This is a genomic window from Burkholderia pulmonis (assembly GCF_984667975.1).
Genome location: NZ_OZ480186.1, coordinates 2,586,945 through 2,610,937, shown reverse-complemented (window position 1 = coordinate 2,610,937; position 23,993 = coordinate 2,586,945). Strand labels below are relative to the sequence as shown.

Annotated in this window: 25 protein-coding genes; 18 read left to right on the top strand and 7 right to left on the bottom strand. The window is 64.4% G+C overall.

Annotated elements, in window-relative coordinates; genetic code table 11:
* Positions 1 to 27 precede the first annotated feature (27 nt).
* From nuoG to AC5LXK_RS12000, 15 genes are all read left to right on the top strand, one after another.
* A complete protein-coding gene (gene nuoG, locus AC5LXK_RS12070; RefSeq protein WP_493389029.1) occupies positions 28 to 2,358 on the top strand; it encodes an NADH-quinone oxidoreductase subunit NuoG in 2,331 nt (776 codons plus the stop codon).
* Positions 2,359 to 3,426, top strand: a complete 1,068-nt coding sequence (nuoH, locus tag AC5LXK_RS12065) for an NADH-quinone oxidoreductase subunit NuoH (RefSeq protein ID WP_006478269.1) — start codon at positions 2,359 to 2,361, stop codon at positions 3,424 to 3,426.
* A gap of 10 nt (positions 3,427 to 3,436) precedes the next feature.
* Entirely contained in the window at positions 3,437 to 3,925 is a 489-nt protein-coding gene (gene nuoI, locus AC5LXK_RS12060) for an NADH-quinone oxidoreductase subunit NuoI (RefSeq protein ID WP_493389028.1), read from the top strand.
* A 112-nt stretch (positions 3,926 to 4,037) separates the two neighbouring features.
* A complete protein-coding gene (locus AC5LXK_RS12055; RefSeq protein WP_493389027.1) occupies positions 4,038 to 4,688 on the top strand; it encodes an NADH-quinone oxidoreductase subunit J in 651 nt (216 codons plus the stop codon).
* Positions 4,689 to 4,706: 18 nt separating this feature from the next.
* Positions 4,707 to 5,012 carry an NADH-quinone oxidoreductase subunit NuoK gene (gene nuoK / locus AC5LXK_RS12050; protein ID WP_059233607.1) on the top strand — a complete coding sequence of 102 codons (306 nt, stop codon included), beginning with the start codon at positions 4,707 to 4,709 and terminating at the stop codon, positions 5,010 to 5,012.
* A 17-nt stretch (positions 5,013 to 5,029) separates the two neighbouring features.
* Positions 5,030 to 7,084 (top strand): NADH-quinone oxidoreductase subunit L, encoded by a 2,055-nt coding sequence (gene nuoL / locus AC5LXK_RS12045; RefSeq protein WP_493389026.1) that lies wholly within the window; start codon positions 5,030 to 5,032, stop codon positions 7,082 to 7,084.
* A 16-nt stretch (positions 7,085 to 7,100) separates the two neighbouring features.
* Complete coding sequence (locus tag AC5LXK_RS12040) at positions 7,101 to 8,591, top strand: NADH-quinone oxidoreductase subunit M (protein WP_069747468.1); 1,491 nt, start codon at positions 7,101 to 7,103, stop codon at positions 8,589 to 8,591.
* A gap of 36 nt (positions 8,592 to 8,627) precedes the next feature.
* On the top strand, positions 8,628 to 10,082 hold the full coding sequence (gene nuoN, locus AC5LXK_RS12035) for an NADH-quinone oxidoreductase subunit NuoN (RefSeq protein WP_493391219.1): 1,455 nt from the start codon (positions 8,628 to 8,630) through the stop codon (positions 10,080 to 10,082).
* The gene (locus AC5LXK_RS12030; protein ID WP_493389025.1) at positions 10,082 to 10,378 is read left to right on the top strand and encodes a DUF2818 family protein; all 297 of its coding nucleotides are present in this window, start codon (positions 10,082 to 10,084) and stop codon (positions 10,376 to 10,378) included. Before nuoN ends, AC5LXK_RS12030 begins: the two co-directional genes overlap by 1 nt.
* A gap of 35 nt (positions 10,379 to 10,413) precedes the next feature.
* Positions 10,414 to 11,004 (top strand): NUDIX domain-containing protein, encoded by a 591-nt coding sequence (locus AC5LXK_RS12025; RefSeq protein WP_493389024.1) that lies wholly within the window; start codon positions 10,414 to 10,416, stop codon positions 11,002 to 11,004.
* Between the two features lie 136 nt (positions 11,005 to 11,140).
* Positions 11,141 to 11,563: a DUF1178 family protein gene (locus AC5LXK_RS12020; protein ID WP_493389023.1), complete on the top strand. Its 423-nt coding sequence runs from the start codon at positions 11,141 to 11,143 to the stop codon at positions 11,561 to 11,563.
* A gap of 54 nt (positions 11,564 to 11,617) precedes the next feature.
* Positions 11,618 to 12,814, top strand: a complete 1,197-nt coding sequence (locus AC5LXK_RS12015) for an acyl-CoA dehydrogenase family protein (protein ID WP_493389022.1) — start codon at positions 11,618 to 11,620, stop codon at positions 12,812 to 12,814.
* Positions 12,815 to 12,833: 19 nt separating this feature from the next.
* Positions 12,834 to 13,967 carry an acyl-CoA dehydrogenase family protein gene (locus tag AC5LXK_RS12010; protein ID WP_493389021.1) on the top strand — a complete coding sequence of 378 codons (1,134 nt, stop codon included), beginning with the start codon at positions 12,834 to 12,836 and terminating at the stop codon, positions 13,965 to 13,967.
* Positions 13,968 to 14,005: 38 nt separating this feature from the next.
* A complete protein-coding gene (locus AC5LXK_RS12005) occupies positions 14,006 to 14,467 on the top strand; it encodes a MaoC family dehydratase (protein WP_493389020.1) in 462 nt (153 codons plus the stop codon).
* A complete protein-coding gene (locus AC5LXK_RS12000) occupies positions 14,464 to 14,940 on the top strand; it encodes a MaoC family dehydratase (RefSeq protein WP_493389019.1) in 477 nt (158 codons plus the stop codon). Before AC5LXK_RS12005 ends, AC5LXK_RS12000 begins: the two co-directional genes overlap by 4 nt.
* Before the next feature lie 47 nt (positions 14,941 to 14,987).
* On the opposite strand, the gene AC5LXK_RS11995 is transcribed toward AC5LXK_RS12000, so the two are convergent.
* On the bottom strand, positions 14,988 to 15,680 hold the full coding sequence (locus AC5LXK_RS11995; RefSeq protein ID WP_493389018.1) for a glutathione binding-like protein: 693 nt from the start codon (positions 15,678 to 15,680) through the stop codon (positions 14,988 to 14,990).
* Between the two features lie 206 nt (positions 15,681 to 15,886).
* The gene (locus AC5LXK_RS11990) at positions 15,887 to 16,678 is read right to left on the bottom strand and encodes an oxepin-CoA hydrolase, alternative type (RefSeq protein WP_493389017.1); all 792 of its coding nucleotides are present in this window, start codon (positions 16,676 to 16,678) and stop codon (positions 15,887 to 15,889) included.
* Positions 16,679 to 16,880: 202 nt separating this feature from the next.
* Here AC5LXK_RS11990 and AC5LXK_RS11985 point away from each other — a divergent pair, with 202 nt between their 5' ends.
* Positions 16,881 to 17,537 carry a glutathione S-transferase family protein gene (locus AC5LXK_RS11985; protein ID WP_493389016.1) on the top strand — a complete coding sequence of 219 codons (657 nt, stop codon included), beginning with the start codon at positions 16,881 to 16,883 and terminating at the stop codon, positions 17,535 to 17,537.
* A 42-nt stretch (positions 17,538 to 17,579) separates the two neighbouring features.
* Here the strand turns inward: AC5LXK_RS11985 and AC5LXK_RS11980 are convergent, their stop codons facing one another.
* Positions 17,580 to 18,752 (bottom strand): pyridoxal phosphate-dependent aminotransferase, encoded by a 1,173-nt coding sequence (locus tag AC5LXK_RS11980; RefSeq protein ID WP_493389015.1) that lies wholly within the window; start codon positions 18,750 to 18,752, stop codon positions 17,580 to 17,582.
* A 28-nt stretch (positions 18,753 to 18,780) separates the two neighbouring features.
* Positions 18,781 to 19,260, bottom strand: coding sequence for a putative toxin-antitoxin system toxin component, PIN family (locus AC5LXK_RS11975; RefSeq protein WP_493389014.1), 480 nt, complete (start codon positions 19,258 to 19,260; stop codon positions 18,781 to 18,783).
* A gap of 57 nt (positions 19,261 to 19,317) precedes the next feature.
* On the opposite strand from AC5LXK_RS11975, the gene yaaA reads away from it, so the two are divergent.
* Together yaaA and AC5LXK_RS11965 are read left to right on the top strand one after the other, a co-directional pair.
* Complete coding sequence (gene yaaA, locus AC5LXK_RS11970; protein ID WP_493389013.1) at positions 19,318 to 20,100, top strand: peroxide stress protein YaaA; 783 nt, start codon at positions 19,318 to 19,320, stop codon at positions 20,098 to 20,100.
* 88 nt (positions 20,101 to 20,188) lie between these two features.
* Complete coding sequence (locus tag AC5LXK_RS11965; protein WP_493389012.1) at positions 20,189 to 21,343, top strand: M14 family metallopeptidase; 1,155 nt, start codon at positions 20,189 to 20,191, stop codon at positions 21,341 to 21,343.
* An 84-nt stretch (positions 21,344 to 21,427) separates the two neighbouring features.
* On the opposite strand, the gene AC5LXK_RS11960 is transcribed toward AC5LXK_RS11965, so the two are convergent.
* The 3 genes from AC5LXK_RS11960 to AC5LXK_RS11950 form a co-directional block, all read right to left on the bottom strand.
* On the bottom strand, positions 21,428 to 22,081 hold the full coding sequence (locus tag AC5LXK_RS11960) for a BspC domain-containing protein (RefSeq protein WP_493389011.1): 654 nt from the start codon (positions 22,079 to 22,081) through the stop codon (positions 21,428 to 21,430).
* 140 nt (positions 22,082 to 22,221) lie between these two features.
* Positions 22,222 to 22,896: an energy-coupling factor ABC transporter permease gene (locus AC5LXK_RS11955; RefSeq protein ID WP_493389010.1), complete on the bottom strand. Its 675-nt coding sequence runs from the start codon at positions 22,894 to 22,896 to the stop codon at positions 22,222 to 22,224.
* 75 nt (positions 22,897 to 22,971) lie between these two features.
* On the bottom strand, positions 22,972 to 23,808 hold the full coding sequence (locus AC5LXK_RS11950) for a LuxR C-terminal-related transcriptional regulator (RefSeq protein ID WP_493389009.1): 837 nt from the start codon (positions 23,806 to 23,808) through the stop codon (positions 22,972 to 22,974).
* Positions 23,809 to 23,993: the final 185 nt, after the last annotated feature.

The following is a 23,993-nucleotide window of genomic DNA, read 5'->3' as shown; positions in this document are numbered from 1 at the left end:
GAAATAGGTTAAGGACCATTCACCATCATGGTTGAACTTGAAATAGACGGCAAGAAGGTCGAGGTGCCCGAAGGCAGCATGGTGATCCAGGCTGCGCACAAGGCGGATACGTACATTCCTCACTTCTGCTATCACAAGAAACTGTCGGTTGCGGCCAACTGCCGGATGTGTCTCGTCGAAGTCGAGAAGATGCCGAAGGCCGTGCCTGCCTGTGCGACCCCCGTGTCGGCCGGCATGATCGTCCGCACGCAGTCCGACAAGGCTGTGAAGGCGCAGCAGTCGGTGATGGAATTCCTCCTCATCAATCACCCGCTCGATTGCCCGATCTGCGATCAGGGCGGCGAATGCCAGCTGCAGGATCTGGCGGTCGGCTACGGCAAGTCGTCGTCGCGCTACTCGGAAGAAAAGCGCGTGGTGTTCCACAAGAACGTGGGCCCGCTGATCTCGATGGAAGAAATGTCGCGCTGCATCCACTGCACGCGCTGCGTCCGCTTCGGCCAGGAAATCGCCGGCGTGATGGAGTTCGGCATGCTGGGCCGCGGCGAGCACTCGGAAATCACGACGTTCGTCGGCAAGACGGTCGATTCCGAAATGTCGGGCAACATGATCGACCTGTGCCCGGTCGGCGCGCTGACCAGCAAGCCGTTCCGCTACAGCGCCCGTACGTGGGAACTGTCGCGCCGCAAGTCGGTGAGCCCGCACGATTCCGTCGGTGCGAACCTCGTCGTGCAGGTGAAGAACAACCGCGTGATGCGCGTGCTGCCGTTCGAGAACGAATCCGTCAACGAATGCTGGATCTCGGACAAGGACCGCTTCTCGTATGAAGGCCTCAACAGCGAAGAGCGCCTGACGAAGCCGATGCTGAAGCAGGGCGGCCAGTGGATCGAAACCGACTGGCAGACCGCGCTCGAATACGTGGCGAAGGGCCTGAAGGGCATCGCCGCGGATCACGGCGCGAACGCGCTGGCGATGCTCGCGAGCGCGCACAGCACGGCCGAAGAGCTGTTCCTCGTGAAGCAGCTCGCCAACGAACTGAAGACGCCGAACGTCGACTTCCGTCTGCGTCAGCAAGATTTCTCGGCGCCGGTCCAGGGCGCACCGTGGCTCGGCATGCCGATCGCCGACCTGTCGAACGTGGACGCCGCGTTCGTCGTGGGTTCGTTCCTGCGCCGCGACCACCCGCTGTTCGCGTCGCGCCTGCGCCAGGCTGCGAAGAACGGCGCGAAGCTGCACTTCCTGCACGCGACCGGTGACGACTCGCTGATCCGGACCGCGCAGCGCATCGTGGCTGCACCGTCCGCATGGCTCGACGAGCTGGCCGGCGTCGCCGCGGCCGTCGCGCAACTGCGCGGCGTCGCGCTGCCCGACACGCTGGCAGGTGTTGCTGCATCGCCGGCCGCGCAGGCTGTCGCACAGTCGCTCGCGAACGGCGAACGCCGCGCGGTGCTGCTCGGCAACGTCGCGGTCCGCCACCCGGAATTCGCGAAGCTGCATGCCGTTGCCAAGTGGATCGCCGACAACACCGGCGCCACGTTCGGCTTCCTGACGGAAGCGGCGAACACGGTCGGCGCGCACGCTGTCGGCGCACTGCCGGGCGAAGGCGGCCTGAACGCTCGCGAAGCGTTCGCGCAGCCGCGCAAGGGCTACGTGCTGCTGAACGTCGAACCGGAATTCGACACCGCCGATCCGGCGCAGGCGCTTGCCGCGCTGAACCAGGCGGAGATGGTCGTCGTGATGTCGCCGTTCAAGCACGGCCTCGACTACGCCGACGTGCTGCTGCCGGTTGCGCCGTTCACTGAAACGGCCGGTACGTACGTCAACGCGGAAGGCACCGTGCAGAGCTTCAACGGCGTCGTGCGCCCGCTCGGCGACACGCGTCCGGGCTGGAAGGTGCTGCGCGTGCTCGGCAGCCTGCTCGGCCTGCCGAACTTCGAATACGAGACGTCGGAAGAAGTGCGTCTCGCGGCGCTCGGCGATGCCGGCGTCGCGGGCCGCCTGTCGAACCAGACGTCGGTCGCACCGGCACGCGTCGCGGCGAATGCCGCGAACGGCGGCTTCGAGCGCCTGGCCGATGTGCCGATCTATCACGCCGACGCACTCGTGCGCCGCGCAGGTGCGCTGCACCTGACGGCCGCTGCGAAGGCGGCGAATGCCGCAGCCCTGCCGGCCGCGCTGTTCGACAAGCTGGGCTTGAAGGAAGGCGACGCGGTGCGCGTACGCCAGGGCGAGCGTGCGGTGCAGTTGCCGGCCGTGCGCGACGCGAATCTTGCGGAGACGGTCGTTCGCGTGTCGGCGGCGACGCCTGCCGGCGCAGCGCTCGGCAGCCTGTCCGGTGAACTGGTGGTGGAGAAGGCGTAAATGAGCTTGTTCGATACGATCAACGCGGGCGGCGCCGAGCTTCTCGGCTTCGCATGGCCGACGGTGTGGGCAGTCGTGCGCATCCTCGTCGTCTCCGTCGTCATCCTGCTGTGCGTCGCGTACCTGATTCTGTGGGAACGCAAGCTGATCGGCTGGATGCACGTGCGCCTCGGCCCGAACCGTGTCGGCCCCGGCGGCCTGCTGCAGCCGATCGCCGACGTGCTGAAGCTGCTGCTGAAGGAAGTCATTCAGCCGAGCGCCGCCAGCCGCTGGCTGTACCTGATCGCGCCGGTCATGACCGTCGTGCCGGCGTTCGCCGTGTGGGCGGTGATCCCGTTCCAGGCGGAAGCCGTTCTCGCGAACGTGAACGCGGGCCTGCTGTACGCGATGGCGATCTCGTCGATCGGCGTGTACGCGGTGATTCTCGCGGGCTGGGCATCGAACTCGAAGTACGCGTTCCTCGGCGCGATGCGCGCCGCGGCACAGATGGTGTCGTACGAAATCTCGATGGGCTTCGCGCTGGTGCTGGTGCTGATGACGGCCGGCAGCCTGAACCTGTCGGAAATCGTCGGTTCGCAACAGCACGGCTTCTTCGCGGGCCACGGCGTGAACTTCCTGTCGTGGAACTGGCTGCCGCTCCTGCCGGCGTTCGTCGTGTACTTCATCTCGGGCATTGCCGAAACGAACCGTCACCCGTTCGACGTGGTGGAAGGGGAGTCGGAGATCGTCGCGGGTCACATGATCGATTACTCGGGCATGGCGTTCGCGCTGTTCTTCCTCGCCGAGTACATCAACATGATCGTAATCTCGGCGCTGGCTGCGACGCTGTTCCTCGGCGGCTGGGATGCCCCGTTCGAATTCCTGTCGTTCATCCCGGGCATCTTCTGGCTGGTGCTGAAGGTCTTCGCACTGCTGTCGGTGTTCATCTGGGTCCGCGCGACGTTCCCGCGCTACCGTTACGACCAGATCATGCGCCTGGGCTGGAAGGTGTTCCTGCCCGTCACGGTGGTCTGGGTGATCGTGGTCGGCTTCTGGATGATGTCGCCGCTGAACATCTGGGTGAAGTAAGGACGAAATCATGACGGCTATCCAACACTTCTTTAAGACTTTCTTCCTGACCGAGCTGCTGAAGGGGCTCGCGCTGACCGGTCGTTACACGTTCAAGCGCAAGGTCACCGTGCAGTTCCCGGAAGAGAAGACCCCGATCTCGCCGCGTTTTCGCGGTCTGCATGCGCTGCGCCGCTATGAAAACGGCGAAGAGCGCTGCATCGCGTGCAAGCTGTGCGAGGCCGTGTGCCCCGCGCTGGCGATCACGATCGAATCGGAAACGCGCGCGGACAACACGCGCCGTACGACGCGCTACGACATCGACCTGACGAAGTGCATCTTCTGCGGTTTCTGCGAAGAGAGCTGCCCGGTCGATTCGATCGTCGAAACGCAGATTCTCGAGTATCACGGCGAAAAGCGCGGCGACCTGTATTTCACGAAGGATATGCTGCTCGCGGTGGGCGATCGCTACGAGAAGGACATCGCAGCGGCGAAGGCTGCCGACGCGCCGTATCGTTGATTGTGTTTGCAGTGCCGGCCCGAAGCACGGGCCGAGCCGCCGCGACGGGTGCGGCTCGCGAGAGCGTCCCGCAAGCCGCGCCTGACTATGGCCTAACGATGAACCGGTAATCATGGAATTCACGACCGTACTGTTCTACATCTTCGCGCTGCTCCTGGTGGTATCAGGGCTGAAGGTGATCACTTCGCGCAACCCGGTGGCGTCTGCGCTTTTCCTTGTGCTGGCGTTCTTCAACGCCGCCGCGATCTGGATGCTGCTGGAAGCGGAGTTCCTCGCGATCCTGCTGGTGCTGGTCTACGTGGGCGCCGTGATGGTGCTGTTCCTGTTCGTCGTGATGATGCTGGACATCAACATCGACTACCTGCGCCGCGACTTCAAGCGCTTCGTACCGATGGCGACGGTCGTCGGCGCGATCATCGTGATCGAGACCGCGCTGATCCTGTGGCGCGGCTACGGCGACACGCACACGGTGCACGCGATGGCGACGGGCGAGATGGCCAACTGGTCGAACACGCGCCTGATCGGCAAGGTCATCTACACCGACTACATCTTCGCGTTTGAAATCGCCGGCCTCGTGCTGCTGGTCGCGATCATTGCCGCGATCGGGCTGACCGAGCGCAAGGGCAAGGACAGCAAGCGCCAGCGCGTGTCGGATCAGGTCAAGGTGCGCCGCGAAGATCGCGTGCGCCTCGTGAAGATGGAAGCGGACAAGCCGCAGCCGGAAACGGCGCAGAGCGAAGCCGGTTCGGGCACCAACGGCTAAGCGGAGGAAAAGAAAATCATGCTGACTCTTGCTCACTACCTTGTGCTCGGCGCGATCCTGTTTGCGATCGCGATCGTCGGGATCTTCCTGAACCGTCGCAACATCATCATCATCCTGATGTCGATCGAACTGATGCTGCTGGCGGTGAATACCAACTTCGTCGCGTTTTCGCATTACCTCGGCGATGTGCACGGCCAGATCTTCGTGTTCTTCGTGCTGACGGTCGCCGCAGCGGAAGCCGCGATCGGCCTCGCGATTCTGGTGACCCTGTTCCGTAAGCTCGACACGATCAATGTCGAGGATCTCGATCAGCTCAAAGGTTAATTTCAGGCAACGCTGTTATGTCAACGACACTCAATGAAAACCTGCTGCTGGCGATTCCGCTCGCTCCGCTGGCCGGCTCGCTGATTGCGGGGCTGTTCGGGAACGCAGTCGGGCGCAAGGGCGCACACCGGATCACGATCCTCGGCGTAATGATCGCGTTCCTCCTGTCGGCGAAAGTCTTCTTCGACGTGCTGGGCGGCGCGAGTTTCAACGCGACCGTCTACGAATGGATGAACGTCGGTTCGCTGAAGCTCGAAATCGGCTTCCTCGTCGATTCGCTGACCGCGATGATGATGGTCGTCGTGACCTTCGTCTCGCTGATGGTGCACATCTACACGATCGGCTACATGGCGGAAGAAGACGGCTACCAGCGCTTCTTCTCGTACATCTCGCTGTTCACGTTCTCGATGCTGATGCTCGTGATGAGCAACAACTTCCTGCAGCTGTTCTTCGGCTGGGAAGCGGTGGGTCTGGTGTCGTACCTGCTGATCGGCTTCTACTTCACGCGTGAGAGCGCGATCTACGCGAACATGAAGGCGTTCCTCGTGAACCGCGTGGGCGACTTCGGCTTCCTGCTCGGCATCGGCCTGCTGCTCGCGTTCGCCGGCTCGATGAACTACGGCGACGTGTTCGCGAAGCGCGCGGAGCTCGCAAGCCTGCACTTCCCGGGCACCGACTGGGGCCTGCTGACCGTTGCCTGTATCTGCCTGTTCATCGGCGCGATGGGCAAGTCGGCGCAGTTCCCGCTGCACGTGTGGCTGCCGGACTCGATGGAAGGCCCGACCCCGATCTCGGCGCTGATTCACGCGGCGACGATGGTGACGGCCGGCATCTTCATGGTGACGCGCATGTCGCCGCTGTTCGAGCTGTCGGATACCGCGCTGTCGTTCATCACGGTGATCGGCGCGATCACGGCGCTCTTCATGGGCTTCCTCGGCATCATCCAGAACGACATCAAGCGCGTGGTCGCGTACTCGACGCTGTCGCAGCTCGGCTACATGACCGTCGCGCTCGGCGTGTCCGCTTACCCGGTCGCCGTGTTCCACCTGATGACGCACGCGTTCTTCAAGGCGCTGCTGTTCCTCGGCGCCGGCTCGGTCATCATGGGCATGCACCACGACCAGGACATGCGCAACATGGGCGGCCTGCGCAAGTACATGCCGATCACGTGGATCACGTCGCTCGTCGGTTCGCTCGCGCTGATCGGTACGCCGTTCTTCTCGGGCTTCTACTCGAAGGACTCGATCATCGACGCGGTGAAGCTGTCGCACCTGCCGGGTTCGGGCTTCGCGTACTTCGCGGTCGTCGCGAGCGTGTTCGTCACGGCGCTGTACTCGTTCCGCATGTACTTCATGGTGTTCCACGGCGAAGAGCGTTTCCGCCAGCCGAAGCATCCGGAATCGCCGATGGGCATGGCGGCCGCGCACGGCCACGACGATCACGGCCATGGCCACGGTCATGACGACCACGCGCACGAGCCGCACGAGACCCCGTGGGTCGTGTGGGTGCCGCTGGTCCTGCTGGCGATCCCGTCGGTGATCATCGGCGCGTTCGCGATCAGCCCGATGCTGTTCGGTGACTTCTTCCAGCACGGCGTCGCATTCGACAAGGTGATCTTCATCGGTGCCAACCATCCGGCGCTGGCCGAGATGGCCGAGGAGTTCCACGGTTGGGTGGGCATGGGCCTGCACTCGGTGTCGGGTCTGCCGGTCTGGCTGGCGCTCGCCGGTGTCGTCGTCGCGTGGTTCCTGTACCTGAAGCGTCCGGAGCTGCCGGCGTCGATCCGCCGCGCGTTCGGCCCGATCTACACGCTGCTGGACAACAAGTACTACATGGACAAGATCAACGAAGTGGTGTTCGCCCGTGGTTCGGTGGCGATCGGCCGTGGCCTGTGGAAGGAAGGTGACGTCGTGGTGATCGACGGCCTCGTCAACGGCAGCGCCCGGTTCATCGGCTGGTTCGCCGGCGTGATCCGCTTCCTCCAATCCGGTTACATCTATCACTACGCGTTCGCCATGATCATCGGCATGCTGGGGCTCCTGACCCTGTTTGTAACGCTCGGCGGCAAATAAGGCGGGGGACAACTTAATGCACGCTTTTCCGATTCTCAGTACCGCGATCTGGCTGCCGATCGTTTTCGGCCTCCTCGTGCTTGCGGTTGGTAACGACAAAAATCCGGGGACGGCCCGCTGGGTTGCGCTGATCGGCTCGCTGCTCGGTCTCGCGGTCACGATCCCGCTGATCACCGGCTTCGATTCGAGCACGGCTGCGCTGCAGTTCGTCGAGAAGTCGACCTGGATCGAACGCTTCGACATCGCGTATCACCTCGGCGTCGACGGCATCTCGATGTGGTTCGTCGTGCTGACCGCGCTGATCACGGTGATCGTCGTGATCGCCGCGTGGGAAGTGATCACCGAGAACGTCGCGCAGTACCTCGCGGCTTTCCTGATCCTGTCCGGGATCATGATCGGCGTGTTCTCGTCGGCTGACGGCCTGCTGTTCTACGTGTTCTTCGAAGCGACCCTGATCCCGATGTACATCATCATCGGCGTGTGGGGCGGCCCGAACCGCGTGTATGCGGCGTTCAAGTTCTTCCTGTACACGCTGGCCGGCTCGCTGCTGATGCTGGTCGCGCTGATCTACCTGTACACGGAAACGCACTCGTTCGACCTCGCGACGTGGCAGAACGCGAAGATCGCGATGACGCCACAGATACTGCTGTTCATCGCATTCTTCCTCGCGTTTGCGGTGAAGGTGCCGATGTGGCCGGTGCACACCTGGCTGCCGGACGCGCACGTGGAAGCGCCGACGGGCGGCTCGGTCGTGCTGGCCGCGATCATGCTGAAGCTCGGCGCATACGGTTTCCTGCGTTTCTCGCTGCCGATCACGCCTGACGCGAGCCACTTCCTGGCACCCGTCGTGATCACGCTGTCGCTGATCGCGGTGATCTACATCGGCCTCGTCGCGATGGTGCAGGCCGACATGAAGAAGCTGGTCGCGTATTCGTCGATCGCGCACATGGGCTTCGTCACGCTCGGCTTCTTCATCTTCAACCAGCTCGGCGTCGAAGGCGCGATCATCCAGATGATCTCGCACGGCTTCGTGTCGGGCGCGATGTTCCTGTGCATCGGCGTGCTGTACGATCGCGTGCATTCGCGCCAGATCGCCGATTACGGTGGCGTCGTCAACGTGATGCCGAAGTTCGCGGCATTCGCGATGCTGTTCTCGATGGCCAACTGCGGCCTTCCGGGCACGTCGGGTTTCGTCGGCGAGTTCATGGTGATTCTCGCGGCCGTCCAGTACAACTTCTGGATCGCCTTCGGTGCGGCATTCACGCTGATTCTCGGCGCGGCCTACACGCTGTGGATGTACAAGCGCGTGTACTTCGGCGCGGTCGCCAACGATCACGTTGCCAAGCTGAAGGACATCGGCCGTCGCGAATTCCTGATGCTGGCCGTGCTCGCCGCGTTCACGCTGCTGATGGGCCTGTATCCGAAGCCTTTCACCGACGTGATGCACGTTTCCGTGGAAAACCTCCTCTCCCACGTCGCGCAGTCGAAGCTGCCGCTGGCCCAGTAATCGCGAGCGGAGGAACTCAAGATCATGAACGCTCCTATGAATGTCCTGTTGCCTGACGCGCTGGTGATGGCTGCCATCGTCGTCGCATGGCTGAACGACACCTTTACCGGTGCTTCCGGCCGCCGCCTGACCTATCTGATCGCGGTTGTTTCGTCGGTCGTCGCCGGCGTGTGGTTCGCGGTCCAGGCGCTCGACCCGCAGCAGTACTACTTCTTCTCGAAGATGATCGTCGTCGACTCGTTCGCGAGCATGATGAAGGCGGTCGTGTCGTTCGGTTTCGCGGTCTCGCTCGTCTATTCGCGCAAGTACCTCGAAGATCGCGACATGTTCCGCGGCGACGTGTTCCTGCTCGGCATGTTCTCGCTGCTCGGTCAGCTGGTCATGGTGTCGGGCAACAACTTCCTGACGCTGTACCTCGGTCTCGAACTGATGTCGCTGTCGCTGTACGCGGTCATCGCGCTGCGCCAGGACGCCGCGCAGTCGAGCGAAGCCGCGATGAAGTACTACGTGCTGGGCGCGCTCGCGTCGGGCTTCGTGCTGTACGGCATCTCGATGCTCTACGGCGCGACCGGCTCGCTCGAACTGGGCGAGGTGTACAAGGCGGTCAGCGGCAACACCGACGCAGCCGTGCTGATGTTCGGCGTGATCTTCATCGTCGCCGGTATCGCGTTCAAGCTCGGCGCCGTGCCGTTCCACATGTGGGTGCCGGACGTCTACCAGGGCGCACCGACCGCGATGACGCTGTTCGTCGGCGGCGGCCCGAAGGTTGCCGCGTTCGCGTGGGGCCTGCGCTTCCTGGTGATGGGCCTGCTGCCGCTCGCACAGAACTGGCAGACCGCGCTCGTGATCCTCGCTGCGCTGTCGCTGATCGTCGGCAACATCACGGGTATCGTCCAGCGCAACATCAAGCGGATGCTCGCGTACTCGGCGATCTCGAACATGGGCTTCGTGCTGCTCGGCCTGCTCGCGGGCATCGTGAAGGGTGACGCGACGGCACCGGCGAATGCGTACAGCTCGGCGATGTTCTACGCGATCGTCTACCTGATCACGACGCTCGGCTCGTTCGGCGTGGTGATGCTGCTCGCACGCCGCGATTTCGAAGCGGAAACGATCGACGACTTCAAGGGCCTCAACAAGCGCAGCCCGGTGTTCGCGTTCGTGATGATGGTCATGATGTTCTCGCTGGCCGGCATCCCGCCGACCGTCGGCTTCTACGCGAAGCTGGCCGTGCTCGAGGCGACCGTCAACGCAGGCCTCACGTGGCTGGCCGTGCTGGCCGTGATCACGTCGCTGTTCGGCGCGTTCTACTACCTGCGCATCGTGAAGCTGATGTACTTCGATGCACCGCAGGATTCGACGCCGATCTCGGGTGATTTCTGCAAGCGCACGATCCTCGTGCTGAACGGCCTGGCGGTCGTCGTGCTCGGCCTGATCCCGAGCCCGCTGCTGACGGCCTGCCTGCAGGCAATTCGTCACACGTTGCCGCTGTAATGTCGGCAGCCGGCTGGTTTATCGTGCTGTTGGCGCTCGTATGCGCCAACCTGCCGTTCCTGAACCAACGCCTCTTCGCCGTCGTGCCGTTCGGCGCGGCGAAGAAGAGTGCGTGGGTGCGGATCGGCGAGCTGATCGTGCTGTACTTCGTCGTCGGCGCGCTCGGCTTCTGGCTCGAGTCGCGCGCCGGCAACCGCTTCGAACAGGGCTGGCAGTTTTACGCGATCACGTTCAGTCTCTTCGTCGTGTTCGCGTTTCCCGGCTTCACGTTCCAGTATCTCGTCAAACGACGCTGACGGCTCCGGCCGTCGCGCTCATTCAGGAGCCGCCGATGGCCGAACTTCCCAATCACGACGCCGCACTGACCGAAACCTGCCTCGAGAGCGAGGCGATCTTCGAAGGCGCGTTCCTCAAGCTCAAGCGCGACACCGTCCGTCTGCCGGACGGCAAGAAGGCCGTGCGCGAGTATGTCCAGCACCCGGGCGCGGTGATGGTGATCCCGCTGTTCGACGACGGCCGTGTGCTGATGGAAAGCCAGTTTCGCTATCCGATCGGCAAGGTGATGGCCGAATTCCCGGCCGGCAAGCTCGATCCGAACGAAGGCGCGCTCGCGTGTGCGGTGCGCGAACTGCGCGAGGAAACCGGCTATACGGCACGCGAATACGTGTTCCTGGCCCGGATTCATCCGATCATTTCCTACTCGACCGAATTCATCGACCTGTACCTCGCGCGCGGGCTCACGGCCGGCGAGCGCAAGCTCGACGAAGGCGAATTCCTCGAAACCTTCACCGCGACGCTGGCCGACCTGCAGGAATGGGTGCGCACGGGCCAGATTTCCGACGTGAAGACGATCATCGGCACGATGTGGCTCGACAAGGTGCTGTCGGGCGCGTGGCCGCTCGGGCCGGTCCTGACGCCCTGAGCACGGCGTCGGCGGCGGACGGGGCGCCGCGTTACAATCCGCTGGCGTGGCGCGCTCGCGCCGCGCGATCGGGATTTAGCACGATCGTTCACAAAACCGCAAATTGCGCTACACTCGTCACACGCCCTGATTCAGCATGAAGGTCCTCGATTTACAGTGCCCGCACGGTCATCGGTTCGAAGGCTGGTTCGCTTCCGCCGATGAATTCGAAGCGCAGTTGTCCCGCAAGCTGGTCGAATGTCCGGTGTGCGGGGCGACCGAGGTCAACCGTCTGCCGTCGGCGCCGCGCCTGAACCTGTCGGGTGCGACGCAGGCTCAGCCGGCCGATCCGCGAGCGTTGCAGGCGCAGGTGATGCGCGCACTGCGCGAGGTGCTGGAGAAGACCGAGAACGTGGGCGAGCGCTTCGCCGAGGAAGCGCGGCGCATCCATTACAACGAGGCGCCCGCACGCAGCATTCGTGGCGTCACGACGCCGGAAGATGCGCAATCCCTGGCCGAAGAAGGCATCGACGTGATGCCGCTGCCGATTCCTGCCGCGCTGAAAGAACCGCTGCAATGACGTATGCAGTGGGTCCTTGCCCGGCCGGACGGCCGCGGCGAGGAGACACTGCGCATGGATCTGGATTATTCCCCCGCCGACGACGCGTTCCGCGTTGACGTCCGCGCCTGGCTCGAGGCCAACCTGCCTCATGCACTGCGCGCCAAGGTACTCGATCACAAACGACTCGACCGCGAGGATTTCGCGAGCTGGCACCGGATTCTCGGCCAGCGCGGCTGGTCCGCGCCTGCATGGCCCGTCGAATACGGAGGGCCCGGCTGGAACGCGACGCAGCGGCACATCTGGGACGAGGAGTGCGCACGGATCGGCGCGCCGACCGTGTTGCCGTTCGGCGTGTCGATGGTTGCGCCGGTGCTGATGAAATACGGCAGCGAAGCGCAGAAGCGCCACTATCTGCCGCGCATTCTCGATGGGTCGGACTGGTGGTGCCAGGGTTATTCGGAGCCGGGTTCCGGCTCCGATCTCGCGTCGCTGCGCACGCGCGCCGAGCGCCAGGGCGACCACTACGTCGTCAACGGCCAGAAGACCTGGACCACGCTCGGCCAGTATGCCGACATGATGTTCTGCCTCGTGCGCACCGATCCGGCCGCGAAGAAGCAGGAGGGCATCTCGTTCCTGCTGATCGACATGAAGACGCCCGGCATCACGGTGCGCCCGATCGTGATGCTCGACGAGGACCACGAGGTCAACGAGGTGTTCTTCGAGGATGTGAAGGTGCCGGTCGAGAACCTCGTCGGCGACGAGAACCGCGGCTGGACCTACGCGAAATACCTGCTGGGCCATGAACGCACCGGCATCGCGCGCGTCGGTGCGTCGAAGCGCGAACTCGTGTTCCTGAAGCGCGTGGCGTCGAACCAGCGCAAGAACGGCAAGCCGTTGCTCGCCGATCCGGTGTTTGCGGCGAAGGTCGCGGCGCTCGAGGTCGAGCTGATGGCGCTCGAGGTGACGGTGCTGCGCGTCGTCAGCCGCGAGACGAGCGGCAAGGGGCCCGGCCCCGAAGCGTCGATGCTGAAGATCAAGGGCACCGAGGTGCAGCAGGCGCTCACCGAACTGATGGTCGAAGCGATCGGCCCGCTCGCCGCGCCGTTCGACGTGCCGTTCCTCGACGGCGAGCGCGAGCACAGCATCGCGGGCGACGACGATGCGGCGCCGCTTGCCGCGTACTACTTCAATTACAGGAAGACGTCGATCTACGGCGGCTCGAACGAGATCCAGAAAAACATCATCGCGCAGATGATTCTGGGGCTGTGATCAGGGAACGGAGACAACCATGGATTTCAGCTTTACCGATGAGCAGCAGCAGTTCGCCGACGCGCTGCGCCGGTATCTCGGCGAGCAATATGGCTTCGAAGCGCGCCAGGCGATCGTGTGCAGCGATGCGGGCGTGTCCGACACGCAGTGGAGCGCATTCGCCGAACTGGGGTTGACCGCGTTGCCCGTGCCCGACGCACAGGGCGGCTTCGGTGGCGGCCCGGTCGACATGCTGGTCGTGATGCAGGAGTTGGGCCGCGCGCTCGTGATCGAGCCGTACTGGGCCACGGCGGTCGGCATCGAGGCATTGCGCATCGCCGGCTCCGGCGCGGGCGAGGATGCCGCGTTGCTGGAGGCGGTCGCGCAGGGGCAGAAGCGTGTGGCGGTTGCGTTCCACGAACCGCATGCGCGCTACGACCTGTACGAACTCGACACGCACGCACGCGCGCAGGGCGGCACGTACCGGCTGACCGGCACCAAGTCGGTGGTTCAGCATGGCGCACAGGCGCACGCGTGGATCGTGCCGGCGCGTGTCGACGGTGGCGGCATCGGCCTCTTCGTCGTCGAACGCGATGCGGCGAACGCGAAGGTGGCCGACTACCGGACCATCGACGGCCAGCGTGCCGCGACGATCGCGTTCAACGACACGCCGGCCCGACTGCTGACGGGCGGTGCGCGCGATGAGGCGGCGCTCGAGCAGATTGCCGACTACGCGACATTCCTGCTGTGTGCGGAAGCGGTCGGCACGCTCGACGAACTGAATCGCGCGACGGTCGAATACACGAAGACGCGCGAGCAGTTCGGCGTGCCGATCGCGCGTTTCCAGGCGTTGCAGCACCGGATGGTCGACATGCTGATCCACGCCGAACAGGCGCGGTCGCTGACCTACCTCGCTGCGGTGCGCTACGCGAGCGGCGACGCCGATGCGCGGCGCAAGGCCGTGTCGGCCGCGAAGGCGCGTGTCGGTGCGGCCGCGCGCTTCGTCGGCCAGCAGGCCGTTCAACTGCACGGCGGCATGGGCGTGACCAACGAGGTGGCCGCCGCACATCTGTTCAAGCGGCTGACGATCATCGAGACGACGCTCGGCGATACCGATCATCATCTTGCCCGCATCGCGGCACTGCCCGGTTTCGCGCAGGCCGACGCGGCATGACGGCGACGCGCGAGCGCGCCAGACAAGGAGACTTGCAAGTGGGTATCAGTTACGAAGACCTGGTGGTCGGCAGTACCACCGAAGTGGGCCGCTACACGTTCGAGCCCGACGACATCAAGGCGTTCGCGCAACGCTATGACCCGCAGCCGTTTCATCTCGACGAGGAAGCCGGGAAGGCATCGCATTTCGGCGGGCTCGTCGCGAGCGGCTGGCATACGTGTTCGGTGTTCATGAGCCTGCTCATCAAGAGGCTCGGATCGGATTCGACCAGCATGGGCTCGCCGGGCATCGACTCGATCCGCTGGCTCAAGCCGGTGCGCGCAGGCGATACGATCACGATGTACCAGAAAGTCCACGACAAGCGCGTGTCCGAGAGCAAACCCGACCGCGGCATCGTGTCGACGGAGTGGGTCGGCGTGAACGAAGCCGGCGAGACGGTGATCACCGTGCACACCAAGGTGATCTTCGGGCTGCGTCATCCGGGAGGCACGAGCGCATGACCGACGTGACCTTGCCGCTGATCGCATCGGCGCAGGCGCTGCAGGCGCGGGTCGGCGCGGAGCCGCTCGCGAGCGGCTGGATCGAGATCGACCAGCCGCGCGTCGATGGCTTCGCCGATGCGACCGGCGATCATCAATGGATCCATGTCGATCCCGAACGCGCGCGGTGCGAGTCGCCTTTCGGCGGGCCGATCGCGCACGGATTCCTGACGTTGTCGCTGATCCCTGCGCTGATGACCGGTGCGATGCGCTTCGAGCAGAAGATGGGCGTGAACTACGGGCTGAACCGTGTGCGGTTCCTGAAGCCGGTGCCGGTCGGTGCGCGCGTGCGCGCGCTGTTCGAGGTGAAGGAAACCACCGAGGCCGCGCGGGGCGGTATCCAGGCGACGTGGTCGGTGTCGATGCAGGTCGAGCATCCCGACGCGCCGTTGCCTGTCTGTGCGGCAGAGTTCATCACGTTGCATTACTTCTGACGGTCGGGGCGGCATGCACGGATGCCGCCCCGACCGTCACGCGCGTATCAGTGCTTCGCGTATTGCGTGGCGCCGAACAGTATCTCGCGTGCCTTGTCGTCCTGCAGCGCCTTGCGCATCGACGCGAGCACCTCGACGCCGCGCTGCACGGCCGGCCGTGCGGCGATCGCCTCGTGCCAGCGCTTCACGTTCGGCAGTTCGTCGAGCACGATGCCCTGGTTCTGCCACGAGCGTGTCCACGGGAACGTCGCAATGTCTGCAATCGTGTACGTGTCGCCCGCGAGGTATTCGGATTCGCCGAGGCGCTTGTCCATCACGTTGTACAGGCGCTTCGCTTCGTTCGTGTAGCGGTTGACCGCGTATTCGATCTTCTCCGGCGCATACAGGCGGAAGTGGTGCGCCTGCCCGAGCATCGGGCCGACACCGCCCATCTGGAACATCAGCCATTCGAGCGTCGCATAGCGCGCGGCCGGATCGGTCGGCAGGAACTTGCCGGTCTTCTCCGCCAGGTAGATCAGGATCGCGCCCGATTCGAACAGCGAGATCGGCTGGCCGCCGGGGCCGTCCGGATCGACGATCGCGGGGATCTTGTTGTTCGGGCTGATCTTCAGGAACTCGGGCTGGAACTGGTCGCCTGCGCCGATATCGACCGGATGTGCACGATACGCGAGGCCCGTTTCCTCGAGCATGATGTGCACCTTGTGGCCGTTCGGGGTCGCCCAGCTATAGACGTCGATCATCGTCAACTCCTTTGTGGCATGCGCGAAAACGGCGCCGGCAGCGCCGCGACAGGCGGTCATTAGAGCATGGATCGACACGGGCTGCTGGCGACGGAAACGTGCGTGCCGACGGGCGTGTGCAGCCGCAGCGGGAGGTCGCCGTCGACGTTGCGCGCCGCATCGGCGAGATGCGGCGGGGTTGCGTCGTTGCGAAGGAAGGCGGGGAATCAGCGCTTGTAGCGCGGCTGGCGTTTCTCGAGAAAGGCGGTGATGCCTTCGAGTCCGTCCGTATGGTGCAGCGAAGCGACGAAATGATCGCGCTCGGTGCCGAGGTGCGCATCGAGCGGTTGTGCCGTCGCGTCGTCGAGCAGCGACTTGATGCGCGCGAGCGCATTCGGCGAGATGCCGGCGAGTGTGTCGGCCCACGCCAGCGCATCGGTCAGTGCCGCGCCGGGCACGGCGAGCCGGTTGACGACGCCGAGCGCATGCAGGCGTTCGGCCAGGACCGGTTTGCCTTCGAACAGGATCTCGGCCGCGATCGCGCGCGGCAGTGCGCGGGCGAGGAACCACGAGCCGCCGCCGTCGGGCGTGAGCCCCACGCGGGCATACGACATCACGAATTTCGCGTCGTGCGCGGCAACGATCAGGTCGCACGCGAGTGCGAGCGAGAAGCCCGCGCCGGCCGCGGCGCCTTCGACGGCTGCGATCACCGGCTTCGTCGACGCGCGGATCGCCGTGACCCATGCGGCAAGCTGATCGATGCTGTCGGCCTGGAAGGACGGATCCTTCGAGCGGTTCTCAAGCAGCCGGTTCAGGTTGCCGCCTGCGCAGAAGAAGCGATCGGCGCCCGTCAATACGACCGCGCGAATCGCGGGATCGCGATCGGCGGTGGCCAGCGCTTCGATGCCGGCCGCATACATGTCGGGATGCAGCGCGTTGCGCGCGCCGGGATTGGACAGCGTGAGGACGAGCGTCGATTCGCTCTCGGGCGGACGCGAGGCCAGCAGTTCAGCACTCATGCGAGCGTGTCTCCATCGGATGGCGGGGCTGCGGCGCCGCGTGTGTTGCGCAGGCAGGCGGAGCTGCCGCCGCAGCGGATGTAATGTTGTCGTGACGAACGCAAAACTTGCTTTAGACTAGCACGAACGTGCTTTTCAGCGCGATGAATCCCGATGCGGCCTGCCTCGTTGCGGCCGCGCTTCAGCAAGGAAGGAGACTCCGATGCTACAGCTGTGCGGTATTCCGTTGTCCAACTACTACAACAAGGTGAAGCTCGTCCTGCTCGAGCACGACATCCCGTTCGAGGAGTCGGTGTGCGGCCTGCCGATCAGCGATCCGGCGCAGCTCGCCGATTCGCCGCTCGGCAAGATTCCGTTCCTGAAGACCGAAGAAGGCGCGTTGTTCGAATCGCAGGCGATCATCGAGTACCTGGCGGCGCGCTATCCCGACAAAGGCATTTTTCCTGCGAGCCCGTTTGCGGCCGCGAAGGTGCGCGAACTGATCGAGACGCTCGAGCTGTATCTCGAATGGTTGACGCGCGAGGTCTATACGGAAGCGTTTTTCGGCGGCAAGGTCAGCGACGGGATGAAGGCGCACGTCGAGAAGCGCCTGCCGCGCGCGATCGATGCGTTCAAGCAGATGACGCAGTTCTCTCCGTATGTGCTCGGCGAGTCGTTCGGCCTCGCGGACATCGCCGCATGGGTTCATCTGCCTGTCATCGGCATGGCGACGAAGGCCATATTCGGACGCGATTTCCTGTTCGATGCAGGCATCGACTGGAAGGCGCATGCGAAGCAGGTGGGCGAACGTCCTGCCGCGCAGCGCGTGGCAGCCGAGCGCAAGGCGTATATCGACGCGACGAGCAGCGTGCGTTCTTGAGCGCGCTTCCCGCAGGGCGGCGTGCGGCCGCCCGTGCGGGTCTTACAGCCGGGCGAGCCGTTCGAGCGCGGATGCGAGCGTGCTTTCCTGCTTCGCGAAGCAGAAGCGTACGACGCCTGATTCGTGCGGCGCGTGATAGAACGCCGACACCGGAATCGCGGCCACGCCGATCTCCGACGTGAGCCACTTCGAGAATTCCGCTTCGGGAAGGTCGCTGATCGCCGAGTAGTCGACGCACTGGAAGTACGTGCCCGGGCACGGCAGCAGCTTGAAGCGCGTGCGCTCGAGGCCGGCCCGGAAGAAGTCGCGCTTCTTCTGGTAGAAGCCGGCCAGCGACAGGTACGGCGCCGGGTCGCGCAGGTAGTCGGCAAGCCCGATCTGCATCGGCGTGTTCACCGTGAACACGTTGAACTGGTGGACCTTGCGGAATTCCGCGGTCAGTGCGGCCGGCGCCGCGACGTAGCCGACCTTCCAGCCCGTCACGTGATACGTCTTGCCGAAGCTCGACACGATGAAGCTGCGTGCGGCGAGTTCCGGGTAGCGTGCAACGCTTTCGTGACGCGCGCCGTCGTAGACCATGTGCTCATAGACCTCGTCCGACAGGATCAGCACGTTGGTGCCGCGCACGATGTCCTCGAGCTTGCGCATGTCCGCCTCGCGCCACACGGTACCCGTCGGATTGTGCGGCGTGTTGATCAGGATCATCCGCGTTTTCGGCGTGATCGCGGCCGCGAGACGGTCGAACGGGATCGCGTAGTCGGGCGCTTCCAGCGTGACGAACACGGGCTTGCCGCCGGCGAGTTCGATCGACGGCAGGTAGCTGTCGTAGGTCGGTTCGACGACGATCACTTCATCGCCCGGAGTCACGGCACACAGGATCGCCGTCAACAGCGCCTGCGTCGCACCGGCCGTCACGGTGATTTCGGTGGCCGGGTCGTAGCGCCGGCCATAGACCTGCGCGATCTTGTCGGCGATCGCGTCGCGCAGCGGCGCGACGCCGGCCATCGGCGGATACTGGTTGTGCCCGTTGCGCATCGCAGTCGCGACCGCATCGACGATGCGCGGATCGCAATCGAAATCCGGGAAGCCCTGGCCGAGGTTCACCGCGCCTTTTTCGGCGGCAAGCGTGCTCATGACCGTGAAGATCGTCGTGCCGACGTTCGGCAGGCGCGAGGGGAAAACGGGAGTCGTTGGCATGTCTGAAGGAGCGTTCATCGATACGGTCGAAGTCGGGTGGTGTACGTCAGGCCGGCGTGCCGTCGAGCGCGCAGGCCTCGGCAAACGGCGCGGGTTGTGCGATCCGGAAGCCGAAGTCGCGTGCGGTGCGCTTCGCGAGCTTCAGCAGCGCGCGGTCTTTCGACACGAGCCACTCGGCCTGCGCGGCGCGGGCGAGTTCGAGAAACTTCTGGTCGTCGCGGTCCTTGCACTTCGGCAGCGGCGGCGCGTCGGCGTCGACGGGCGGCGGTTCGACGAGGCTCGCGAGGCGGGCGACGGTTGCGAGCGCGGCCGCCTTGTCGACGGCGCGCGACTGGAACTGCGGATAGTCGAGCACGTATTCGAGTTCGGTCAGGCAGCGGCTGTCGATCACGGCGGCAAGCGTGCCGCGCTCCAGCGCGGCGCGGATCGGGCGCGTGGCGGGGTCGTCGAATACGAGGATGTCGATCCAGACGTTCGAGTCGAGCACGACGCGGTATGCGGCGTGCGGGGCGAGAGAGCGGGTCATTCGTTACAATCGGTGGTTTTCGTCTGACCGCAAGGCACGGCGTGCCAGCGAGCCTCTATGATAATCGTTCTCTCTCCAGCCAAATCCCTCGACTACGATACGCCCGCGCACGTCCAGTCTTACACGAAGCCTGCATTCGTCGATGACGCGTCGGAGCTGATCGACGGCCTGCGCAAGCTTTCGCCGCAGGACATCGCGACGTTGATGGATATTTCCGATCCGCTCGCGCGGCTGAACTTCCAGCGCTACGCCGACTGGTCGCCGACCTTCACGCCGGCCAACGCGAAGCAGGCCGTGCTCGCGTTCAACGGCGACGTCTATGAGGGTTTCGACGCGAAATCGCTGTCGTCCACCGATCTCGACTATGCGCAGCAGCACGTGCGCGTGCTGTCGGGCCTGTACGGGCTGCTGCGTCCGCTCGACCTGCTGCAGCCGTACCGGCTCGAGATGGGTACGCGTTTCGCGAACGCGCGCGGCAAGGACCTGTACGCTTTCTGGGGCGACCGCATCACGCGGGCGCTGAACGAGCAGCTCGAGACGCGCAGCGGCGCGGCGCGCGTGCTGGTCAACTGCGCGTCGACCGAATACTTCAAGTCGGTCAAGCCGAAGCTGCTGGCCGCACCGGTCGTCACGCCGGTGTTCGAGGACTGGAAGGGCGGCCGCTACAAGATCATCAGCTTCCATGCGAAACGTGCGCGCGGCCTGATGGCGCGCTATATCGTCGAGAACCGTATTACCGACCCGAAGGCGCTGAAGGAATTCGCGACGGAAGGCTATGCGTTCGATGCGGCCGCGTCGAACGATTCGACTTACGTATATCGCCGGCGCGTCGGCGAGTGACCCTGCCGGCCGTTCACGAGACGGCCGGCGCATGCAAGAGACCGGACCGGCGGCACACCGCGCGATCCGGTCGACAGAGGAGAGACAGATGACCCTTTCGATCACCAGTAATTTCGACGCAGGCGCGATCGACGTCGTGTCGTGCGACAGTCCGGACGCGATCCGGCTGCGTGTCCGTGGCGATACGCGCTCGGAGTTCGCGCAATGGTTTTACTACCGCTTGACGGGTGCGCGCGGCGAGCGATGCGTGATGACGTTCGAGAACGCGGCCGAATGCGCGTATCCGTCGGGCTGGCGCAACTACCACGCGGTGGCGAGCTACGATCGGGTCGACTGGTTCCGTGTGCCGACGACGTTCGACGGCAAGACGATGACCATCGACCATACGCCGGAGTTCGACAGCATCTACTACGCGTATTTCGAACCGTATTCGGAGGAGCGCCATGCGGCGTTTCTCGGCGCGGTCCAGCAGTTGCCGCAGGCGAATGTTGTCGAGCTCGGCCGCACGGTCGAAGGCCGTCCGATGTCGCTGCTGACGCTCGGTACGCCGGAAGCCGATGATGCGCCGAAGAAGAAGGTGTGGATCATCGCGCGTCAGCATCCGGGCGAGTCGATGGCCGAATGGTTCGTCGAAGGGCTCGTCAAGCGGCTGGCCGGCTGGGGCGATTGGGCCGGCGATCCGGTCGCGCGCAAGCTCTACGATCGCGCGACGTTCCATATCGTCCCGAACATGAACCCGGACGGCAGTGTGCACGGCAACCTGCGCACCAATGCGGCAGGCGCGAACCTGAATCGCGAATGGATGGCGCCCGATGCCGAGCGCAGCCCCGAGGTGCTGGCCGTGCGCGATGCGATCCATGCGATCGGTTGCGACATATTCTTCGACATTCACGGTGACGAGGATCTGCCGTACGTGTTCGTCGCCGGTTCGGAGATGCTGCCGAGCTTTACCGAGCAGCAGGGCAAGGAGCAGACCGCGTTCATCGACGCATTCAAGGTCGCGAGCCCCGACTTCCAGACCGAGCATGGTTACGCGGCGAGCAAGTACAAGGAAGACGCGCTCAAGCTCGCGTCGAAGTACATCGGCCACCAGTTCGGCTGCCTGTCGCTGACGCTCGAAATGCCGTTCAAGGACAACGCGAACCTGCCGGACGAGCGCGTCGGCTGGAACGGCGAGCGCAGCGCGGCGCTCGGCGCGGCGATGCTGGCCGCGATCCTGGTGCACGTCGACACGTTCGCGTAAGCGCATCCGTCGACGCATGAAAAAAGCCGGAGCATCTCAGGATGCGCCGGCTTTTTTTGCAGCCGTCGTTACCGCTTCGTCGTATCAGGACTTCTTCACGGTTTTCTTCTTCACGGCTTTCTTCTGGCCGCTCGATTTCTTCGTGGCGACGGCTTTCTTGCCCGGGCGGCCCGATGCCTTCGCTTTGGCCTTGCCGTGGTGCGACCGGCCCTTGAACTTCTTCGTCGAAGACGACGAGCGCTCGACGCGCGGCTTCAGCGGCGGAACGGGATCGTTCCAGCTGAATGCGAGCATTTGCTGGCCGACATAGCCGCAACGGAATTTCAGCGGCGTCGGATCGCTGCCGTCGCTGTGAATGCCGAGCCCGTCGACCGTGACGATGTTGTCGACCTTCACGCGCTGCTTGCCCTGGTCGAACGAATCGTTCCATGGCGTGATCGTCGCGTTGCCGCTGTCGAATGCATTCGGCGCGAAGTCGACACGATCGAACGCCGTCGACGTGCTGGCGATGAAGCTGCCGTGCGCCGCACAATCGGCGGCGAGCGGATCGGCATGCATCTCGTTGACGAATTTGTTGATCAGTTCGGAACGCTGGTCGAGCAGGTCGGCGAATGCCGGTGTAGGAAGCGCAAGCGACAGGCCCGCGATACAGGCTGCCAGCTTGCCGAGCGCCCGGAAAATCCGGAGCGAGGCAGGTGAGCTGTCCATCTGGTTATTGGTGAGGAGCGAAGGAGACATCGGGCTCGTATAGATGCCCGATGGAGAACAGGAGTTCAATCTTAGCGTAAAAAAGTTGTGCGGCAGTAGATCGCGTATTCTGCCGCGCCGCGGAAGGTACCGAAGGGACACGCGCGGACGGTGCCCGATCCGGAGGAAATTCAGGCGCGCGGGCCACCGAGGCGATAGCGTCGGACGTCGAAAGTCGTGACCCAGGCAGGGCGATAGACGGCGATCAGTGCCGTCGCCATGCCGGTGAACCATGCTTCGCCGAGCGCGAGCAGTGCAGTGTTCAGCAGATAGCCGGCCGGAATCACGACGGGCACGCCATCCGCGAGTGCGAGCTGCACGCCGGCTGCGGCAGCGGCGACTGCGACGATCGCGAGGGCCGGCGACAGGAAGCCCTGGCCGATGATGAACGACGCGAGATTGTGCGGCAGCCATGCGAGCGCGGCGCGTTGCAGCAACGCCGACACGACGACAGGCAACGCACCGTAGATCAGATAGGTCAGGCCAATGCCTAGCCAGGGCGCGTCGAAGATGACCGCGGCAACCGCCGTGATGGCGCCCATCGCGACCAGTGCGAGCGTCCAGTCGAATAGCGTGACGAGCAGCGTTGCGCCGAGCAGATGCATGACGATGCCGTCTTCGAGCCATGCGTTCGAGGCCCAGAGGACCGCGATCGCAGTGACGAGCGCGAGCCACACGTGCTGGAGCGTCGCGTCTTGCAGGCGTACGAAGGGGCGATTCCAGATCGCGAGCGCGAGCAAGGCCACGGCGGCGATCCAGCCACCGATGCCAACCCAGAGCGGAAGCGGTGTGAAAAGAAAACCCATGCGTCCATATTACTCGTTGAGCATCAAAGGTGGGAATCCGCACATGCCGAACGTCGCAATATCGAGACTGTTTGCCTAACGTCCACGCCGGAACCGTGCTGGCGGCTCGGCGGCGAGCGGCAGGTCCTGCGTGCCGGCATTCGCCGTGGGCAATGGATACGGGCGATCGCTCCGTTGTGTACGCAGCGGAGCCGGGCCGTGTTCGCCGATGGCGGGCTTGCGTGTCCGGTTGCGGTTCGCCAGCAGTACCTCGAGGTGAGGGGACAGCCAGCCGTTGTAGATCGCGACTGCGGCGGCGCGGTTTGCGGCGCCAAGCTGCTGGAAGATGCTGGCGAGATGGATCTTCACGGTGCCTTCGCTGATCCCGAGCGTACGGGCGATCATCTTGTTCGTGCTGCCCATGTGGACGAATCGCATGATCTGCGCTTGCCGCGGCGACAGGAGGCCGCTTGGCGGCCGCCGGGGAAGCGTGTCGGCGAGCGTCTGGAAATGGGCGTCGTGTCGCGTCGCCACGGTGGAGGGCAGCAGGCTGAGGGCGATCGGCGGGATGTAGTGCCCGCCCAGCAGCACGATCTCGAGCGCACGCACGATCAGGTGCGGCCGCGTGGAGTGCGGAATCACGCCCGCGACGCCGTGGTGGAAGAAGCGCTGGATCGCTTCAGGCGAGACATCGTCGACCATGACGGCGACCGGTGTCGGCGAGCACGCGCTGCAGAGTGCCTGAAGCTCGCTGAGCCGGCCGACGTCCAGCCAGTCGATCGCGACGAGGTCGAAACGCTGGGTGCGCAACAGCCGACGCGCCTGGAAACTGTCCGGCGCATCGTTGATGCCGGCGTGCCGGTCGATCTGTCGCAGCAGGGCCTTCAGTCCGTCGCGCCGCTCGGCGTCTGAGTTAAGCACCAGGAACCGCATGGTCAACCTCCGTAAGGTGAGTCATTGATGTGCTGTCGGGTATGCGCTGGCCCCGATAATGACAAAGACCTTACACGATGTCTGCTTGGCTGAAAGGCTTAGGAAATGTTCGAAATTTTGGGCGACGGAGGATCGGACAAGAAAAAAAGCCGCTTCGGCAGGAACCGGAAGCGGCTTCGGGCGGG

Bases quoted from the DNA above. Each gene is read 5' to 3' on its own strand.
- nuoG (WP_493389029.1), top strand. From the start codon at position 28: ATGGTTGAACTTGAAATAGACGGCAAGAAGGTCGAGGTGCCCGAAGGC.
- nuoH (WP_006478269.1), top strand. From the start codon at position 2,359: ATGAGCTTGTTCGATACGATCAACGCGGGCGGCGCCGAGCTTCTCGGC.
- nuoI (WP_493389028.1), top strand. From the start codon at position 3,437: ATGACGGCTATCCAACACTTCTTTAAGACTTTCTTCCTGACCGAGCTG.
- AC5LXK_RS12055 (WP_493389027.1), top strand. From the start codon at position 4,038: ATGGAATTCACGACCGTACTGTTCTACATCTTCGCGCTGCTCCTGGTG.
- nuoK (WP_059233607.1), top strand. From the start codon at position 4,707: ATGCTGACTCTTGCTCACTACCTTGTGCTCGGCGCGATCCTGTTTGCG.
- nuoL (WP_493389026.1), top strand. From the start codon at position 5,030: ATGTCAACGACACTCAATGAAAACCTGCTGCTGGCGATTCCGCTCGCT.
- AC5LXK_RS12040 (WP_069747468.1), top strand. From the start codon at position 7,101: ATGCACGCTTTTCCGATTCTCAGTACCGCGATCTGGCTGCCGATCGTT.
- nuoN (WP_493391219.1), top strand. From the start codon at position 8,628: ATGAATGTCCTGTTGCCTGACGCGCTGGTGATGGCTGCCATCGTCGTC.
- AC5LXK_RS12030 (WP_493389025.1), top strand. From the start codon at position 10,082: ATGTCGGCAGCCGGCTGGTTTATCGTGCTGTTGGCGCTCGTATGCGCC.
- AC5LXK_RS12025 (WP_493389024.1), top strand. From the start codon at position 10,414: ATGGCCGAACTTCCCAATCACGACGCCGCACTGACCGAAACCTGCCTC.
- AC5LXK_RS12020 (WP_493389023.1), top strand. From the start codon at position 11,141: ATGAAGGTCCTCGATTTACAGTGCCCGCACGGTCATCGGTTCGAAGGC.
- AC5LXK_RS12015 (WP_493389022.1), top strand. From the start codon at position 11,618: ATGGATCTGGATTATTCCCCCGCCGACGACGCGTTCCGCGTTGACGTC.
- AC5LXK_RS12010 (WP_493389021.1), top strand. From the start codon at position 12,834: ATGGATTTCAGCTTTACCGATGAGCAGCAGCAGTTCGCCGACGCGCTG.
- AC5LXK_RS12000 (WP_493389019.1), top strand. From the start codon at position 14,464: ATGACCGACGTGACCTTGCCGCTGATCGCATCGGCGCAGGCGCTGCAG.
- AC5LXK_RS11995 (WP_493389018.1), bottom strand. From the start codon at position 15,680: ATGATCGACGTCTATAGCTGGGCGACCCCGAACGGCCACAAGGTGCAC.
- AC5LXK_RS11990 (WP_493389017.1), bottom strand. From the start codon at position 16,678: ATGAGTGCTGAACTGCTGGCCTCGCGTCCGCCCGAGAGCGAATCGACG.
- AC5LXK_RS11985 (WP_493389016.1), top strand. From the start codon at position 16,881: ATGCTACAGCTGTGCGGTATTCCGTTGTCCAACTACTACAACAAGGTG.
- AC5LXK_RS11980 (WP_493389015.1), bottom strand. From the start codon at position 18,752: ATGAACGCTCCTTCAGACATGCCAACGACTCCCGTTTTCCCCTCGCGC.
- AC5LXK_RS11975 (WP_493389014.1), bottom strand. From the start codon at position 19,260: ATGACCCGCTCTCTCGCCCCGCACGCCGCATACCGCGTCGTGCTCGAC.
- yaaA (WP_493389013.1), top strand. From the start codon at position 19,318: ATGATAATCGTTCTCTCTCCAGCCAAATCCCTCGACTACGATACGCCC.
- AC5LXK_RS11965 (WP_493389012.1), top strand. From the start codon at position 20,189: ATGACCCTTTCGATCACCAGTAATTTCGACGCAGGCGCGATCGACGTC.
- AC5LXK_RS11960 (WP_493389011.1), bottom strand. From the start codon at position 22,081: ATGTCTCCTTCGCTCCTCACCAATAACCAGATGGACAGCTCACCTGCC.
- AC5LXK_RS11955 (WP_493389010.1), bottom strand. From the start codon at position 22,896: ATGGGTTTTCTTTTCACACCGCTTCCGCTCTGGGTTGGCATCGGTGGC.
- AC5LXK_RS11950 (WP_493389009.1), bottom strand. From the start codon at position 23,808: ATGCGGTTCCTGGTGCTTAACTCAGACGCCGAGCGGCGCGACGGACTG.